The following is a 17,604-nucleotide window of genomic DNA, read 5'->3' as shown; positions in this document are numbered from 1 at the left end:
GTAAAGAACCAAATCGCCTAACGAGAATGGTTGTTAACTATCCCACATTTGTCGTGCGGACAATCATCGTCTTAACTGTGGTCGAGACCTTATGCAATCACCGATAAAACCGACAAGAGGCGATGCAATGAGCAACCCAACCAAAGCAAGGAAAAGCGATAGCACTGTCGATGCCTGGGCGATTCTGTTCCTGATCATCCTGGTCGTCGGCACCGCTATATTTTGGGTGAGTCACCAGTAAACGACCCGACCGGGCCTCGTTCCGACGATTGTCGGACAAAAACCGGAATAAACGCCGTTTTGCGGGCGTTCGCTGGCTATAATGCGCAGCGAATTTCCGGGGGCTCGGACGACAAATGTTGAAGTTTCTAAGTGGCATGTTACTGGCGCTGTGCATGGTCGTGGGACCTTGCGCTCAAGCGGCGTCGGTACTGTTCCTGAACCCAGGAACCCCGAAGGAAGCTTTTTGGGTCAGCTACTCGCAATTCATGCAGGCCGCGGCCAGGGACCTGGGTATGGACTTGCGCATTCAGTACGCCGACCGGGTGCCTGAAAACATCATCAAACAGGCGCGCGAAGCCCTTCGCGGACCCAATCGTCCCGACTATCTGGTATTCGTCAACGAGCAATCCGTCGCCCCCGAAGTGCTGCGTCTGGCGCAAGGCAGCGGAGTGAAGCTGTTTTTGGTCAACAATGGGCTGACGGTGGATCAGGCAAAGCTGTTGGGTGCCCGACCGGACAAGTATCCCGACTGGATCGGCAGCCTGGTGCCCAACGATGAGGAGGGTGGCTACCTGATGCTCAAGGAACTGATCCGCCTGCATCGCCCCGTGGCCCCGGGCCAGATGATCGACCTGCTGGCGTTTTCCGGTTTGAAAGTCACGCCGTCCGCGCAGTTGCGGGAAAAGGGCATGCGTCGGGCGTTGGCGGAACACCCGGAAGTGCGTTTGCGGCAATTGGTCTACGGCGGCTGGACAGATCAGCGCGCTTACGAGCAGGCCAAGTTGTTGTTCAGGCGTTACCCGCAAACTTCACTGGTGTGGGCGGCCAACGACGAAATGGCGTTTGGCGTGATGCGGGCTTATGTCGAATCAGGCGGCGTACCCGGCAAGGACGCGCTGTTCGGCGCCATCAACAATTCAACGGCGGCGCTGCAAGCGTTGCTCGACAACCGCTTGAGCGTGTTGCTGGGCGGGCATTTCAGCCTGGGTGGCTGGGCCTTGGTCGAGTTGCATGATTATGACGAAGGGGTCGACATCAGCCAGTACGGTGGTCGGGATCGACAGATTCCGCTGTTGCAGCTGATTAACCGGGCACAGGCCAAGCGCCTGCTGGCGATGGGCGCCGCGCAGGATTTCGGGGTGGATTTCCACAAGCTCTCGGCCAAAGGGCGGCCAACGTCCTACCGTTATCCGTTCAACCTGCAAACCCTGATGCACTGATCGCTTCAGATGCCTGCCAGCAGCAGCACCAACTTGACGATGCCAAACAGCGTCAGGGCAAACACCGAGGTGAACAAAATCCCCAGGATCACAAAGTGACTGGGTTTGCCGTGGGTGAAATCCCGCGCGCGGTTCTTGCCGCTCTGCACCCCGAATGCCGCCGCCATGACGCTGTGCAGCATCTGCCAAAACGTCGGCGGCTTGTTGTCGACTGGATCGTCCATAAATCCCTCGCCTGTCAGTAGGTCCTCAGAGCATAGACAATCCGGCGGCCCATGGGCGGGCTCCCGGTCAGCGCCTCGATGCATTTTGAAACCAGTCTTGAGCAGTGCGATAACTATCTACCGCAGACACGGCCCGCTGAAATGATGTGCTGTCGCTCCATTATTCAGGAACGACACAATGCCTACTCATCCCCCCTCTGTGCCCGGTCACCCCTTGGTGGCGGGTCGAAGCAGCGTTCATGGCGAACTGCTGGAACAACTGACGCCTGGCTGGTTGATCGCTGCTACGCCGCAGCGTCGGGCGGCAATTAAAGCGAGCGACTCGCTCCCGCCGCAGTGGTATCAGCGCGCATCCATCGAGCAACAGCAAACACTGAAAGACTGCTTCAACGACAGTTTTGTGTCTCAGGCCCGGCTCGACCACACCATGTCGGCGCTGCCGGATGCCGAAAGCTTTGCCGAGCCGATACTGCGCAAGGCCTTGAAGGAGCAATTTGGTGTTGAGGTCGACGTCAACAAAACCCTGGTGTGCCTCAGGCGGGCGCTGGAAGTCGGCACGCTTGAGATAGAGGTTGCCTCGTTCGAGGTGATGAAGCTTCCGTTGTTGCAAGCGGCATTGCATAACTTCGAAGCGTCCGAGTGTGAGGATGGCGCCTTTCATCGCGGATCCGGATTTGTGATCGAGACATCGACGCCAGGCACGTTCGAGGTCGCGACCTTCAGCCTGTCGGTCAGGCAGTTCCTCTCACTCTGTCGCAAGCTGGATATCGGCACGCAGTATCAAGCCCGACTGAAGGCGTTTTTTTATCCAGAGGATGCGCAGAAGGAAACGGCATTGCGCGAGCAGTTCGTTGCCAGCCAGAAAACGGCGTTGAGGGCAGCAGCCGAACTGGCGCTGCTTAAAAAGGACATCGAGCCCGACGATTACACGATGATTCTTTCGGTGGTGAACGGTGAAGTTCATCCGCGTATCGGCAACAGGCCTGTCTGGTTTCGTGACCTGAGTTTGATGAAGCGCAGGATGACAGGCTGCGTGGTGTTCGGCATCTGTGAGCAATATCGCTATAGCAGCGATTTCATCGTTTACATTCCCCATGATCCGGAGCATCCGCTCAAACGCTATACCCCTGAGCGGATGAGGGCGGCATTCAAGCGGCAATTCACAGCCCTTGGTGCATCGCCGTCGAGTGATGGCCCGACGGAGCACCAGCGGTTTTTCAGCCAATTCGTTGCATACGCCGACCGGCCTTACTATTTCAGTCAATTCACTCGTACAGCCGCGGATGCTCCCGCCGATCCATTGCACTCCTTCTGGGTGAAAGTGGCGCAGTACATTCCCGTGCTTTCTTCCGTCGTGCGCATCAAGGAGTTGCCACCAGAGCGTCCGACCAAGCGCGAGCGGGTCGAGGATCCCTATCTCAATCCCACCGATGTCAATCGAAAAGGCGTGGCCGGCATCTGGTCTGCCAACACCGATCTGTGGGCGTATCTCTACGAGCAAAACCGCGCCAAGGTGATCGCCGATGCACGCAGTCATGCCGTGCCAACGGCTGACGTCGATGCAACGGTGCGGGCGAAAAAGCTCAATCACCTGCTGGAAATCGGCATGCTGGGGCTGAACATGGTCTCGATGTTTGTGCCGGTGTTGGGCGAAGTCATGCTCACGGTGATGGCTGGTCAATTGTTGTATGAGTCGTTCGAAGGGGTCGTCGAATGGAGTGAGGGTGATCGCATGGCCGCCAAGGCACATTTGGTCGATGTCGCGGAAAACCTGGCGTTGATCGCCGTGATGGCTGGAGCCGGCAAGGGACTGGGCAGGTTGGCCGCGGTGAAACCTGAGTCGGTGATTGAGCGGCTGGAGCCCGTAGAACGTGCCGACGGTAATACCCGGCTGTGGAATCCGCAGTTGAGTGCGTACGAGGTGGATATTGCGCTGGATCGCAACGCCAGGCCAAACACATTGGGGCAGTATCGGGCCAACGGTAAAACCTACATTCGCCAGGCCGGCAAAGTGTATGAAACGGCCTTTGACCCGTCGCTGAAAAAGTGGCGCATACAGCATCCTGTCGATGCACAGGCGTGGCAGCCGATACTCGAGCACAACGGGCACGGTGCCTGGCGCCATTCGCTGGAGCGTCCGCTCACCTGGGACCGTTTGACACTGTTGCGGCGCATGGGTCATGTCACTGAGACGTTTACCGACGTGCAGTTGATCAAAATAGCCGACGCTTGCGGGATCGATGACAACGCCTTGCGCAAGATGCACGTGGATCATCTGCCGCCACCCCCTGAGCTGGCTGACGCCTTGCATTCGTTCAGAGTCAATTACGCAAGCAGCGAGCGGTTTATCAATAAGTTACAGCGTGCTTGCCCGGGACTCAGTGACACAGCGGCCCGGAGAGTTCTGCGCGATGCCAGTGCCGAAGAATTGTCACGGCTGAAAAGCACACGCCGAATTCCGTTGAAATTGCTCGAAGAAGCCCGCTGGTATACGCATCAAGGTCGCCAGGCAAAAGCTTTCGTCGAGCTGCATTCGGACAACATGGCGACGGCTGACAGCCGCTGGCTGGCACTGCATGCGCTGGAACGATTGCCGGGATGGTCGGGGGAGGTGCGTCTTGAAGTGCGCGACGGCCATGTCGACGGTCCGTTGCTTGACGGCATCGGCCGCGAGACGGCTGCCAGTCGCAAGTATGTCGTCAAGCAGGGGCCGGCCTTTCAAGCGTTCGATGAGCAGGGTGAGGCGCTCAACGGTGTGCCCGCCAATGGCGACAATTTTTTTGCCTCGATCATGCATGCACTGCCCGATGAGTCACGCCAGGCATTGGGCGTTCCGAATACCGCGCAGAGTGCCCGTCTGCGGCAGCTTGTCATCGAATCCTCCGTTGAGCATCGGGCTCAATTGTCGCAATTGCTGGCCAAACGAGCCGGTCGCAAACCGTCGTTCAAACCGCCTGCACGCGTGGCCGAGCGCCGTGTGGGCTATTACGCCAGCGGGCGCGGGCAAGGTTTCAGCCCTTCGCTGGTGCCCCGGGTACAAGATGTCTATCCCGCGCTCACGGATCAGCAAGCCAGTGCATTTGTCCTGGCGCAGCTGCGGGCGGGCAAAACCGATGCACAGATCTTCAACCTGCTGCAGGGGCGCCTGCGTGAGTGGGAGGTGCTGGAGTCGACCCTCGATCAATGGGTGGGCGAACCCGTTCAGGATCCTGTTCTACAGTCCATGATGGGGGGCAAAGCGTCGGTCGCGCAGAACATCAAGCAGTGTTGGCGCAACTCACCGTTGGCCGAGGAATACCCAAGTTTCAGGTTATTGGAGCTGGTCTGTGATGACCCGATACCACCGTTGTCCGCTCAATTCCCCCATGTGAAGGATCTGTATGTCCGGGGGCGGTTCCTCACAGACACCAATGCCGATGCCCTTTTGGCGAGTTTCCCAAGGCTGAAAAGGCTGCGAATCAACGCCACCGGGGATGGCTTCAGCAACGTACCGGCAGCATTGAGCGAAATGCCGGAGCTCATGGACCTGAGTCTTTTTTCCGCCTCGCCCTATGCCATCGACATGCCTGGGCGGCTGAATGCGTTGACGTCGCTTGAAATGCTCAGTGTCAGCTCCGCGGGTTACGCACCGATTGTCCTGAATGTCAGCGGGTTGCGTAAGCTGCGCTGGCTGGATGCATTTGCACCTGCGATGTTCGAGTGGCCCGTCGGTGTACTCGAACTGCCGCGTCTGGAACGTTTGAACCTCAGAGGGACGGCGATCAGAACTTTACCTGACGGTATTTTCAGCGGGCATGAAAAACTCTGGTCCGGGTTGTCACTGGACTGGTCGAACCTGCTGCGAGAAAACTTCAAACCGGCGTACGAGTATGTCAAAAACCGCCCTGGACACCTTGGTGACCTGGAAGAAATGGTCAGGGATTACAGCAAGGGGGAGTTGCGACGACTGAGTGAAGGTACGAACGATACCTTCGAGAGTCTGTTCAATCAGTTTGTCGAGCAATGGCCGAGCGCCGAGGCAAGGTTCGACGCCGTCGAGGCGTTGAGCGAAAACTATGCTGCGCTCGACCGAACGCTCAACGATTGGACCCATCGCGCTATGGAACCACCCGTAGAGATCAAAGAAGTGATGGGCCGCTCATGGGCGGCAAATACCCTCAGAGCCTGTTGGCGTAATGGTGCGTTCAAGCGTTATGGCGCGACCACCGACGCGTCGGTACTCGATCTGCCGAATCTGGAACTCAGTGAGTTTCCCGATTTGCCACCCAACGCTTTCCGGTATGTACAGACGTTGTACCTGAAGGGCAATAAGGCGCCAGCGCAGCAGGTGCGTAGCTTCCTCAACGGATTTGCCGAGGTTGAAAGGCTTGATTTAAGCAATAACGACTTGTCAGAGGTGCCCATCGCGCCTGGTGACCTTAGGAAATTGAATCACCTGAATCTGTCCGGTAACCGCATCATTGGCGACTCAGCGATCCAGGAAAGTTTGAATGGACTGCAAGCGCTGGAGTGGCTGGACTTGCGCAACAATCCCATCAGTACGCTGGATGTCAGCGCAATGACTCGCCTTAAGGCGTTGAGTTTGCGAGGTACGAATTTGCATGATTGGCCAGCAGGCGTACAAAACCTGCCAGACCTGACTTGGCTGGATTTGCGAGACAGCAAGATCTCCTCGATGCCGGACCAGGTTCCAGATGAAATGTTGCTTAAGACCGATCTGTCAGGCACCCCGTTATCCGCGACGGCTCTCGATCCAGTAAAAGCGGCCTGGCAACGATTGGAGATTGCCAAAGGTCTGCCTGAAGGCGCTCTGCAACGATTCAGCCTGGAAGAAGTGCCTGTGCTATTCCCACCGCAGGAAAGCGGGTATTCGATTGCACAGCATTTGCTTGCGTTGACGCCCGTCCCGATGGGAGAGGGTAGGACGATCCTGATGCAGCGTTTGCAACGGCTCAAGCCGATCCTCGCTGAGAATGACGCGTTGGAGTGGATCGAACAGATGCGCACGAGTGGTTCGACAGACGTGCAAATCAGCGAACGTCTCGCGGGTTGGGAGCAGACATTTGAAACGCTCACCCGCCGGTTGAATGGCTGGCTGTACACCCGTGGTACTCGTGGCACTGGCTGGATGCTGTCGTCCAGCACGCGCAGGCAGGGTGCCTTGAGAATTCTTGATTGCTGGCGTGCAGGTTTGACCGGCAATCCGGTTGCAGCAGACAGGATACTTAACCTCAATGGCCTGCAGCTTGGCGATCTTCCGGCGTTGCCGGCAGGGTTCGAGCATGTTGAGCGGCTTAACCTGACGAGCGTGAAACTGTCAGCCCAGGGCTCGGATGGGTTTCTGAGTGCCTTCACGCAATTGAGAACCCTGGAGCTTAATGGCAACGAACTCGAGGCCATACCCGAGCCAGTCCAGTACATGGATAAACTTGAACGACTGGAATTGTCTTCGAACCGTTTGAGCGATTCCGAACACGTGTATGCCGGGCTCAGTCGCCTTGAGCGCCTGCGCTGGCTGGACCTGGGCTACAACGAACTGGATGCCTTTGATGTCGGGGTTTTCGAGGCATTGGAGAGGCTCGATCTGCGCAACAACAATTTGACCGAGTGGCCGAGCGGTGCGCTGGACGTCAATCGCCTGAGAACACTGAATCTGAGTGGCAACGACATCATCACCATTCCACCGCAAGCGCTGGATGGCAGCCATGACGTACTCATCAGTGGTACCGACCTGACCGACAACGACAGCCTGTTGTTAGAAAGTCTTGAGCGATTGCGCACCTACCGCGATGCGGGATCCCACGACACCGTGCTGGGGTATTCGCGTGCGGATCTCGACGAGCTGATTAGCGATGCCCACGACTTTGCTGAAAGCGACACGGACAGTGTCGAGTCAGATGAGGAGCTGCCGGACATCGAACCCGATCAGGAACAAAAAGCGCCCTGGCTCGCCAATGCTCCCCCAGAGGAATTAGCCGCTAAAAGCGAAGTCTGGGAGCAGCTCGCAGCAGAACCGGACAATGCGGCGTTCTTTCATTTGCTGTCGCGATTGCAGGATACGCGCGAGTTCCGGATGGCCAATGCCGACCTGACCCGGCGAGTATGGACGGTGATGGAAGCCGCTGCCGGCAACACTGAACTTCGCGAGGTCCTTTTCGCCAGTTCCGCTACCCATGGCACCTGTGTTGACGGTCGAATCCTGACGTTTAGCGGGCTGGAAAGCAAAGTGTTCACACACAATGCCTTACTCGAGATTCCTGCGGGGAACCTGGGTAGCAAGGGTCAGGCGCTCCTGAATTTGTCCAGGCAACTGTTCCGGCTGGACAAGGTCGACGAGCTCGCGACGAAAGCGGCCACCGGTAGCGGTCGGGATGAGGCCGAGGTGCGCCTGGGTTATCGAATCGGCCTGACGCAGGGCTGGGATGACGGCCTGATCCTGCCCGGGCAACCGAGACACATGACCTATTCGTCGGGTGTAACTTCCCAACAACTGACGGACGTGCGCACGACTGTCGTCAGTGCAGAACACTCCGACGGTTTTTTTGAAGATTTGATCCAGCGTGACTACTGGGTGGACTACCTCAAGGAGAAATACCCTGATGTCTTCAGGGCGTTCGATGAGGTCGATGTCGAGGGTATGAACCTGGACGAAGTTGAAAGTGCTGACGACCCGGATTTCTTGAGTCGGCTCTTTGACCAGGCGGCGGCGCGCAATGCGAAGATGATCGAGTTGTCCCGCAAAGAAGTCACGGAACAGGCATAAGCAATGCGGGAGCGAGCCTGCTCGCGATAACGGTCTATCAGTCAACAACGATGTTGAATGATGTGCCGTCGTCGCGAGCAAGCTCGCTTCCACAGGGATTGCTTAGTTGTCGTAACCGAGGTTCGGTGCCAGCCAGCGTTCGGTCACGCTCAACTCCTGGCCTTTACGCGAGGTGTAGCTTTGCACCTGATCCTTGTCGATCTTGCCCACGGCGAAGTACTGCGCTTGCGGGTGCGCGAAGTACCAGCCGCTGACCGCTGCGGCCGGGAACATTGCGTAGTGCTCGGTGAGGAACACGCCGCTGCGGCCGGCGCGCATTTCCTGGGCTTCAGGATCGAGCAGGGCGAACAGCTGGGCTTTTTCGGTGTGATCCGGGCACGCCGGGTAACCCGGGGCAGGGCGGATGCCGGTGTATTGCTCTTTGATCAACGCCTCGTTATCGAGGGTTTCGTCCTTGGCGTAGCCCCAGTGCTCTTTACGCACCTGCTGGTGCAGCCATTCGGCGCAAGCCTCGGCCAAGCGGTCGGCCAGGGCCTTGACCATGATCGAGTTGTAGTCGTCGCCAGCGTCCTGATAGGCCTTGGCCACTTCTTCGGCACCGATGCCAGCGGTGGTGATGAATCCACCCACGTAGTCGGTCACTTCGCTGTCCTTCGGCGCTACGAAGTCGGCCAGGGAGAAGTTTGGCTTGCCGTCGGTCTTGATGATCTGCTGGCGCAGGTGATGCAGCTTGGCCATTGGCTTGCCGTCATCGCCGTAGAGTTCGATGTCATCGTCATGCACCTGGTTGGCCGGCCAGAAACCGAACACCGCACGGGCGCTGATGAGTTTTTCGTCGATCAGTTTGGTCAGCATTTCCCGAGCATCTTTATAGAGCGCGGTAGCGGCTTCACCAACCACTTCATCTTCGAGGATGCGCGGGAACTTACCGGCCAGGTCCCAGGAAATGAAGAACGGCGTCCAGTCGATGTACTCGGCCAGAACGTTGAGGTCGATGTTGTCGAGCACTCGCGTGCCGGTGAAGGTCGGTTTGACCGGCGTGTAGCTCGCCCAGTCGAACTGCGGCTTCTTGGCGATGGCCGCACCATAGCTCAGGCGCTCGGTGCGGGCGCTGCGGTTGGCGGTGCGCTCGCGAACTTCAACGTAATCCAGACGGGTTTTCTCGACGAAACCGGCCTTGAGCTCCTTGGACAGCAACTGGGTCGCCACGCCCACGGCACGAGAGGCGTCGGTGACGTAGATCACCGCATCGTTGCTGTACTTGGGTTCGATCTTCACCGCCGTGTGTGCCTTGGAGGTGGTCGCACCACCGATCATCAACGGCAGGTGGAAATCCTGGCGCTGCATCTCGCGGGCCACGTGGACCATTTCATCCAGCGACGGGGTGATCAGGCCGGACAGGCCGATGATGTCGCACTTTTGTTCCTTGGCCACTTGCAGGATTTTTTCTGCGGGGACCATCACGCCCAGGTCGACGATGTCATAGCCGTTGCAACCCAGCACGACGCCAACGATGTTCTTGCCGATGTCGTGCACGTCGCCTTTCACCGTGGCCATCAGGATCTTGCCCTTGGCTTCCGGCTTGTCGCCTTTTTCCAGTTCGATGAACGGGATCAAATGCGCTACGGCCTGCTTCATCACACGGGCGGATTTCACCACTTGCGGCAGGAACATTTTGCCGGCGCCGAACAGGTCGCCGACGATGTTCATGCCGGACATCAGCGGGCCTTCGATGACTTCGATCGGGCGGGCGAAGGACTGACGGGATTCTTCGGTGTCTTCAACGATGTGCGTGGTAATGCCTTTGACCAGCGCGTGTTCCAGGCGCTTGTTGACGTCCCAGTTGCGCCACTCTTCGGTCTCCGCTTCCTTGACGCTGCCGTCACCCTTGTACTTGTCGGCGATGGCGAGGAGGGCGTCGGTGCCTTCCGGGGTGCGGTTGAGGATCACGTCTTCGACGGCGTCGCGCAGCTCCACCGGGATCTGGTCGTAGATCTCCAGTTGGCCGGCGTTGACGATACCCATGGTCAGGCCGGCGCGGATCGCGTACAGCAGGAACACCGAGTGGATCGCTTCGCGTACCGGATTGTTGCCACGGAACGAGAACGACACGTTGGACACGCCGCCCGAGGTCAGCGCGTACGGCAGTTCGTCACGGATGTAGGCGCAAGCGTTGATGAAGTCCACAGCATAGTTGTTGTGTTCTTCGATACCGGTAGCCACGGCGAAGATGTTCGGGTCGAAGATGATGTCTTCCGGCGGGAAGCCGACTTCGTTGACCAGAATGTCGTAGGAGCGTTTGCAGATTTCTTTCTTGCGCGCTTCAGTGTCGGCCTGGCCGGCTTCGTCGAAGGCCATCACCACCACGGCGGCGCCGTAGCGTTTGCACAGTTTGGCGTGATGAATGAACTGTTCGACACCTTCTTTCATGCTGATCGAGTTAACGATGCCCTTGCCCTGAATGCACTTCAGGCCGGCTTCGATCACTTCCCATTTAGAGGAGTCGATCATGATCGGTACGCGGGAGATGTCCGGTTCGCCGGCAATCAGATTGAGGAAGGTCACCATGGCCTTCTTCGAATCGAGCATCCCTTCGTCCATGTTGATGTCGATCACCTGGGCACCGGCTTCGACCTGCTGCAGGGCGACTTCCAGGGCTTCGGTGTAGTTGTCTTCGCGGATCAGGCGGGCAAACTTGGCGGAACCGGTGATGTTGGTCCGCTCGCCGACGTTAACGAACAGCGAGTTGCGATCGATGGTGAACGGCTCAAGGCCCGAGAGACGGCAGGCCTTGGGGATGTCCGGAATTTCCCGCGGCGCATAACCGGCCACGGCTTTGGCGATGGCTTCGATGTGGCCAGGAGTGGTACCGCAGCAACCGCCGACGATATTCAGGAAGCCGCTCTGGGCGAATTCTTCGATGACCTTGGCGGTTTCTGCCGGCAGTTCATCGTACTCGCCGAATTCGTTCGGCAGGCCGGCGTTCGGGTGCGCCGAAACGTGGGTGCTGGCCTTGTTCGACAGCTCTTCCAGATACGGGCGCAACTCACTGGCACCCAGGGCGCAGTTCAGGCCGACCGAAATCGGTTTGGCGTGGGCCACGGAGTTCCAGAAGGCTTCGGTGGTCTGGCCGGACAGGGTGCGACCGGAGGCATCGGTGATGGTGCCGGAAATCATGATCGGCAACTCGATGCCCAGCTCTTCGAACACGCCTTGCACGGCAAAGATCGCGGCTTTGGCGTTGAGAGTATCGAAGATGGTTTCGATCAGAATCAGGTCGGCGCCGCCCTCGATCAGGCCTTTGGTGGCTTCGGTGTAGTTCTCCACCAGCTCATCAAAGGTAACGTTGCGATAGCCGGGGTTGTTGACGTCCGGCGACAGCGAGCAGGTGCGGCTGGTCGGGCCGAGTACGCCGGCGACAAATCGCGGCTTGTCCGGGTTTTCGAGGGTTTTCGCATCGGCGACCTTGCGTGCCAGGCGAGCGCCTTCTACGTTCAATTCGTAGGCCAGTTCTTCCATGCCGTAATCGGCCATGGAGATCCGGGTGGCGTTGAAGGTATTGGTTTCCAGAATGTCGGCGCCGGCGTCCAGGTAGGCTTTCTCGATGCCGCCAATCACGTCAGGACGCGTCAGCACCAGCAGGTCGTTGTTGCCTTTGACATCGCTCGGCCAGTCGGCGAAGCGTTTGCCACGGTAATCCTGCTCCTCGAGCTTGTAGCTCTGGATCATCGTGCCCATGCCGCCATCGAGAATCAGGATGCGCTCTTTGAGGGCGTGCTTGAGAGCTTGAAGGCGAACACTGCGATCGGACATTTGGACTACTCGGAAAGACCATGACGAAGGGCCGGGATAATAGCAAACCTGTGCGCTTTTAGAGCATGTTCGGGTTTTGCATGAATATCGTTCATGTTGATGCGGTCGTCACACCGGTAGAATCGCGGCGTTTTTTAAAGGATCGGGACCAGGGACATGTCGTATCGCGTCGTCATCAGCAGTGTATTGCTGTTTTTAAGCTGGAGCGCCGTGGCGCAAGGTCTGGCGATTCCCGCTGGCGCATCTTCTTCTATTTCCTACACCCGCGACATTCAACCGATCTTCACTGAAAAGTGCGTGGCCTGCCATGCCTGCAATGACGCGGCCTGCCAGCTGAACCTGGGCAGCGGCGAAGGGGCGGCGCGTGGCGCGACGAAAGTGCCGGTGTATGACGGTGATCGCAGCCGCGCAGTGACGCCGACCCGTTTGTTTTATGACGCCAGCGGCAAGCGCGCCTGGCAACACATGGGTTTTTACTCGGTGCTCGATGCCCAGAGCAGTCAGGCTGGCTTGATGGCGCGAATGCTTGAGTTGGGCCACAAGACGCCGCTGCAACCGAACGCCAAATTGCCGGAAGACATCGTTCTGGGCCTGAACCGGGAAAACATGTGCGCGATGCCCGCCGAGTTTGACGGCTACGCCAGTTCTCATCCGAAGGAAGGCATGCCACTGGCGGTCACCGGCCTGACCGATCAGCAATACCAGACGCTGCAACGCTGGTTGGCCTCCGGTGCACCCATCGATGAACAAGGCCTGGTGCCCAGCGCCAAAGAAGCCTTGCAGGTGGTCCAGTGGGAAAACCTGCTCAACTCGCCGGGCGCCCGGCAGAGCCTGGTGGGGCGCTGGTTGTACGAGCACTGGTTTCTCGCGCACCTCTATTTCAAGGACGGCGAGCCGGGGCATTTCTTCCAGTGGGTGCGGTCGCGCACGCCGACCGGCCAGCCGATCGACCTGATCAACACGCGCCGGCCGAACGATGACCCGGGCAGCGAGTTTTATTACCGTTTGTGGCCGGTGCAGGGCGTGATCGTCCACAAGACCCACATCACGTATCCGCTGAGTGCGGCGAAGATGGCGCGGGTCAAAAGCCTGTTCTACAACGGCAATTGGCAGGCCAGCGCGCTGCCGGGCTACGGGCCGCAGAGCCGGGCCAATCCGTTTGCGACCTTTGAAGCGATCCCGGCCCAGGCGCGTTATCAGTTCATGCTCGATAACGCCGAGTATTTCGTGCGCACCTTCATTCGCGGTCCGGTTTGCCGGGGGCAGATCGCGACTGACGTGATCCGCGACAACTTCTGGGCGCTGTTCCAGGCGCCGGAACATGATCTGTACATCACCGACCCTAACTACCGCGGCCAGGCCACGCCGTTGTTGGCCATGCCGGGGCAGAACGACGATGTCGGCAGCGTCCTGAGCCTGTGGCACGACTACCGCGACAAACGTAACGAATACGAAGCCTTGCGCCGTGACAGCTACGCCGATGTGCCGGCACCGAGCTGGTCGACGCTGTGGGCCGGCAACGACAATGCGTTGCTGAGCATTTTCCGCCATTTCGACAGCGCCGTCGTGACCAAAGGCTTGATCGGCGAAGTGCCGCAAACCCTGTGGTTGTTCGATTACCCGTTGCTGGAGCGTACGTATTATCAGTTGGCGGTGAACTTCGACGTGTTCGGCAATGTGTCCCACCAGGCCCAGACGCGCCTGTATTTCGATCTGATCCGCAATGGCGCCGAGCAGAACTTCCTGCGCCTGATGCCGGCGGATTCGAGAGACGGTTACCTCGACGACTGGTACCAGAACAGCGGCAAATTCAAGATGTGGCTGGACTACGAGTCCATCGACAACGACAAGCCGACCGCGCTGAAACTGGACGAAAAAGACCCCAAACGCGACTTTGCCATGCAGTTGCTGGCGCGCTATGGCGACCTCAACGCCAACCCTGATCCGATCAACCGCTGTGACGGCGCTTATTGTTCGCGGCCGAACATTGATCCTGAGCTGCAAAATGCCGAACAAGCCTTGAGCACGCTCACGGCGCGACCGGCAGCCGGGCTAAGGGTCATCGATCAACTGCCGGAAGCCACCATGTTGCGTATCGAGACGTCGAGCGGAAAGCGTGTGGTCTACAGCCTGCTGCGCAACCGTGCCCATAGCAACGTGGCTTTCCTGCTCGGCGAATCACTGCGTTATCAGCCAGGGCTGGACACCCTGACGATTTTTCCGGGCGTACTGAGCAGCTATCCGAATTTCATGTTCAACATCCCGGCCGATCAGGTGCCCGCGTTCGTCGATGTCATGGAAAACGCCAAAGACGCCGATCGCTTCGAGAAAATCGTCGAACGGTGGGGGATTCGGCGCAGTCATCCGCAATTCTGGCAGTACTTCCATGACCTGAGCCGCTACATCCACGAGACAGAACCGGTGGAAGAGGGCGTGCTGGACATGAACCGCTACGAAAACCTCTGAAACACTGCTGAACCCCTGTAGGAGCTGCCGCAGGCTGCGATCTTTTGATTTGTTTCTTCAAGATCACAAGATCGCAGCCTGCGGCAGCTCCTACAGGGACGGTGTAGCGAAATCTTTCCCGACAAAAATACTAGGACTTTGTGCGCGGCGATGATTGGCGTAAACTGCGCCCAAGCCTGCGAGGAGTTTCCATGACCGCTATTACCATTACCGACGCCGCCCACGATTACCTGGCTGATCTGCTCTCCAAGCAGAACACCCCGGGCATCGGCATCCGCGTCTTTATCACCCAGCCTGGCACCCAGTATGCAGAGACCTGCATTGCCTACTGCAAGCCGGGCGAAGAAAAACCTGAAGACACGGCGCTGGGGCTCAAAAGCTTCACCGCTTACATCGACCACTTCAGCGAAGCCTTCCTGGACGATGCCGTTGTCGACTACGCCACCGACCGTATGGGCGGCCAGCTGACCATCAAGGCGCCAAACGCCAAAGTACCGATGGTCAACGCCGACAGCCCGGTCAACGAGCGTATCAACTACTACCTGCAAACCGAGATCAACCCGGGGCTGGCCAGCCACGGCGGTCAGGTCAGCCTGATCGATGTGGTTGAAGACGGCATCGCCGTTCTGCAGTTCGGCGGCGGTTGCCAGGGCTGCGGCCAGGCAGACGTCACTTTGAAGGAAGGCATCGAGCGCACCTTGCTCGAGCGTATTCCAGAGCTCAAGGGCGTTCGCGACGTGACCGACCACACGCAGAAAGAAAACGCCTACTACTAAGGTGTTCGCTGCGGCATAAAAAAACGGCGCCCCGTGAGCGCCGTTTTTTTATGGGCAAGATGTGCTGGCCTCATCGCTGGCAAGCCAGCTCCCACAGAATTTTATGTTGACCGCAATATTGTGACCGACTCAAAACCTGTGGGAGCTGGCTTGCCAGCGATGAGGCACTACGGCCGATACAAATGCGCATGTCCGGCGCGATACAGCGACGATTCGCTGAACTGATCACTGCCCAGCACCCGACCCACAAGTATCAACGCCGTGCGCCGAAACCCCTTGGCTTCAACCTTCGCAGCGATATCCTCCAGCGTCCCCAGCACCCAATCCTGATCCGGCCAGGTGGCCCGGTGAACCACTGCAATCGGGCAATCCGCGCCGTAGTGCGGGACGAGTTCCTCGACAATCTTCGTCAGGTGGTTGACCCCCAAATGAATGGCCATGGTCGCGCCGTGCTGCGCCAGGCTGGAGAACTCTTCGCCCGGTGGCATTGCGGTTTTGTCGGCGTAGCGGGTCAGGATCACGCTTTGCGAAATGTCCGGTAGTGTCAGCTCGGCCCCCAGCAGCGCGGCGCAGGCTGCGGTGGCGGTCACGCCGGGAATGATCTCGAACGCAATGCCAAGTTCGCGCAGATGGCGAATCTGCTCGCCTATGGCGCCATACAGACTCGGATCGCCGGAATGCACGCGCGCGACATTCTGGCCGTTGGCGTGGGCAGTCTTGATCAGCTCGATGATCTGTTCCAGGTGCAATTCTGCGCTGTTGACCACCGTTTGTGCGCGATGGCCTTCCAGAACGGCGGCAGGTACCAGAGAGCCAGCGTAGATGATCACCGGGCAGCTGCGAATCAAGCGCTGGCCCTTGACGGTGATCAGTTCCGGGTCGCCGGGACCTGCGCCAATGAAGTAGACGGTCATCGTCGGTTCCTGTGGGAAAAAGGGATGGGCAAGGCTTCAGATGAAGATTGCTCATGATCGAACGGGCGGATTATCGGGGATTTCAGGCGGCGCTGGCCAATGCGAGTGTGGCCTGGGCGTATTTTTGTCGCGCAATCAGCAGTTTGGCCGGTGCATTGGCCAGTTGTTCGGCCAGGGCCAGTGCAGCACTTTCCGCGACGCCGTAGCAACCGGTGCGCTCGAACGCGATCTGCGAATGGTGACTGAGTTGTGGCTGATAGGCGGCCAGTTGTTCACTGCTGAAATACATCAGCGGCAACGCCAATTGCTGGGCCAGCTCAATAAGTGCCGGCTCGTCGCGCTTCAAATCGATACTGGCCAGGGCCTTGATTTCATTCAGCGCAATCTGATGGGCTTGCAATGCCTGATCCAGCAGTGCGCGCAGTGTACTGACCGGGCAGCCCCGTTGGCAGCCCAGGCCGACCACCAGGGTCGGCGCTGTGCTGACATTCGTCATGCGTGGTATTGGCCATCGCTTTTGCGGCGGAACAACCAGGCGCTGATCAGGCCCAGGGCCAGCCAGAACGCCACGTTGGTCAGCTGCGAAGCGATTTTGAACTGGGTTTCCAGTGCTTGCGGCGCGAGCATCGAATGCACTTCCGGTTGCGGTGCGCCAATGACATGGGGAACGGCAAGAATCGCAGCGCCCAGCACTTTCATCAGCCAGTGACGGCTGAACACGATCAGGGCGATGCCGACAGCGGTGGAAGCTGCGGTGCCGATCCACCAGAGTTGCCGTTGCGCCAGATCGGCGGCAGCGGTGCCCGGCAGTTCAGGCGGCAGACCGAGGGTCGGCGCCAGTACGAAGGTGGCGTAACCGGCCAGGCCCCAGAGCAAGCCCTGCGAAGTTTTGGTCGGCGCGCGCAGGGTATAAAGGCCGGCGAGCATCAGGGCGAAACCGACTGCTACCACCAGGTTGCCACCGGTGGTCGACAGCACACGCTGCCAGCCATCTTCCGGCTCCCAGGCTTCGGCATCGTGGGTGTGAGCGGCTACAGCGCCTTCGGCGTGAGCGTGTTCGTGGACTTCAACCGCGGCAGGCTCGGATTTTTCGTAGGTTTCGGCCTGCAAAATCAGGGGCGAGACCCAGAAGCTTTGCAGCAGGGTCAACAGCAGGGCGGCCAGCAGCCCGGTGAAACCTGCGGTTTGCGCAATACGCTTGATCAT

9 protein-coding genes are annotated in these 17,604 nt (G+C 58.8%); 4 read left to right on the top strand and 5 right to left on the bottom strand.

Features of this window, described 5'->3' with window-relative positions:
- The first annotated feature begins 356 nt into the window (after positions 1-356).
- Positions 357-1,442: an ABC transporter substrate-binding protein gene (locus KVG88_RS03540; protein ID WP_150700628.1), complete on the top strand. Its 1,086-nt coding sequence runs from the start codon at positions 357-359 to the stop codon at positions 1,440-1,442.
- Between the two features lie 5 nt (positions 1,443-1,447).
- On the opposite strand, the gene KVG88_RS03535 is transcribed toward KVG88_RS03540, so the two are convergent.
- Positions 1,448-1,666, bottom strand: coding sequence for a DUF2970 domain-containing protein (locus KVG88_RS03535; protein ID WP_150700627.1), 219 nt, complete (start codon positions 1,664-1,666; stop codon positions 1,448-1,450).
- A 178-nt stretch (positions 1,667-1,844) separates the two neighbouring features.
- On the opposite strand from KVG88_RS03535, the gene KVG88_RS03530 reads away from it, so the two are divergent.
- The gene (locus tag KVG88_RS03530; protein WP_217870345.1) at positions 1,845-8,429 is read left to right on the top strand and encodes an NEL-type E3 ubiquitin ligase domain-containing protein; all 6,585 of its coding nucleotides are present in this window, start codon (positions 1,845-1,847) and stop codon (positions 8,427-8,429) included.
- Between the two features lie 102 nt (positions 8,430-8,531).
- Here KVG88_RS03530 and metH read toward each other — a convergent pair whose 3' ends face one another.
- Positions 8,532-12,242, bottom strand: a complete 3,711-nt coding sequence (gene metH, locus KVG88_RS03525) for a methionine synthase (RefSeq protein WP_217870344.1) — start codon at positions 12,240-12,242, stop codon at positions 8,532-8,534.
- Between the two features lie 156 nt (positions 12,243-12,398).
- Between metH and KVG88_RS03520 the strand changes: the two genes are divergently transcribed.
- Both KVG88_RS03520 and nfuA read left to right on the top strand, forming a co-directional pair.
- The gene (locus KVG88_RS03520) at positions 12,399-14,708 is read left to right on the top strand and encodes a fatty acid cis/trans isomerase (protein WP_217870343.1); all 2,310 of its coding nucleotides are present in this window, start codon (positions 12,399-12,401) and stop codon (positions 14,706-14,708) included.
- A 191-nt stretch (positions 14,709-14,899) separates the two neighbouring features.
- Complete coding sequence (nfuA, locus tag KVG88_RS03515) at positions 14,900-15,484, top strand: Fe-S biogenesis protein NfuA (RefSeq protein WP_007912592.1); 585 nt, start codon at positions 14,900-14,902, stop codon at positions 15,482-15,484.
- Positions 15,485-15,651: 167 nt separating this feature from the next.
- On the opposite strand, the gene cobM is transcribed toward nfuA, so the two are convergent.
- The 3 genes from cobM to KVG88_RS03500 all read right to left on the bottom strand — a co-directional run bounded on the left by cobM (position 15,652) and on the right by KVG88_RS03500 (position 17,604).
- A complete protein-coding gene (cobM, locus tag KVG88_RS03510; RefSeq protein ID WP_217870342.1) occupies positions 15,652-16,398 on the bottom strand; it encodes a precorrin-4 C(11)-methyltransferase in 747 nt (248 codons plus the stop codon).
- An 82-nt stretch (positions 16,399-16,480) separates the two neighbouring features.
- Positions 16,481-16,894, bottom strand: coding sequence for a cobalamin biosynthesis protein (locus tag KVG88_RS03505; protein ID WP_150700622.1), 414 nt, complete (start codon positions 16,892-16,894; stop codon positions 16,481-16,483).
- On the bottom strand, positions 16,891-17,604 hold the full coding sequence (locus tag KVG88_RS03500; RefSeq protein WP_150700621.1) for a CbtA family protein: 714 nt from the start codon (positions 17,602-17,604) through the stop codon (positions 16,891-16,893). The genes KVG88_RS03505 and KVG88_RS03500 overlap by 4 nt, the downstream gene beginning before the upstream one ends.

It is taken from the genome of Pseudomonas azerbaijanoccidentalis (assembly GCF_019145495.1).
GTDB classification, from domain to species: domain Bacteria; phylum Pseudomonadota; class Gammaproteobacteria; order Pseudomonadales; family Pseudomonadaceae; genus Aquipseudomonas; species Aquipseudomonas azerbaijanoccidentalis.
The sequence above is the reverse complement of the archived record's forward strand: the minus strand, read 5'-3'. Positions and strand labels throughout refer to the sequence as shown.

Coding starts and splice junctions, on each gene's coding strand:
- KVG88_RS03540 (WP_150700628.1), top strand. CDS start 357: ATGTTGAAGTTTCTAAGTGGCATGTTACTGGCGCTGTGCATGGTCGTG.
- KVG88_RS03535 (WP_150700627.1), bottom strand. CDS start 1,666: ATGGACGATCCAGTCGACAACAAGCCGCCGACGTTTTGGCAGATGCTG.
- KVG88_RS03530 (WP_217870345.1), top strand. CDS start 1,845: ATGCCTACTCATCCCCCCTCTGTGCCCGGTCACCCCTTGGTGGCGGGT.
- metH (WP_217870344.1), bottom strand. CDS start 12,242: ATGTCCGATCGCAGTGTTCGCCTTCAAGCTCTCAAGCACGCCCTCAAA.
- KVG88_RS03520 (WP_217870343.1), top strand. CDS start 12,399: ATGTCGTATCGCGTCGTCATCAGCAGTGTATTGCTGTTTTTAAGCTGG.
- nfuA (WP_007912592.1), top strand. CDS start 14,900: ATGACCGCTATTACCATTACCGACGCCGCCCACGATTACCTGGCTGAT.
- cobM (WP_217870342.1), bottom strand. CDS start 16,398: ATGACCGTCTACTTCATTGGCGCAGGTCCCGGCGACCCGGAACTGATC.
- KVG88_RS03505 (WP_150700622.1), bottom strand. CDS start 16,894: ATGACGAATGTCAGCACAGCGCCGACCCTGGTGGTCGGCCTGGGCTGC.
- KVG88_RS03500 (WP_150700621.1), bottom strand. CDS start 17,604: ATGATCAAGCGTATTGCGCAAACCGCAGGTTTCACCGGGCTGCTGGCC.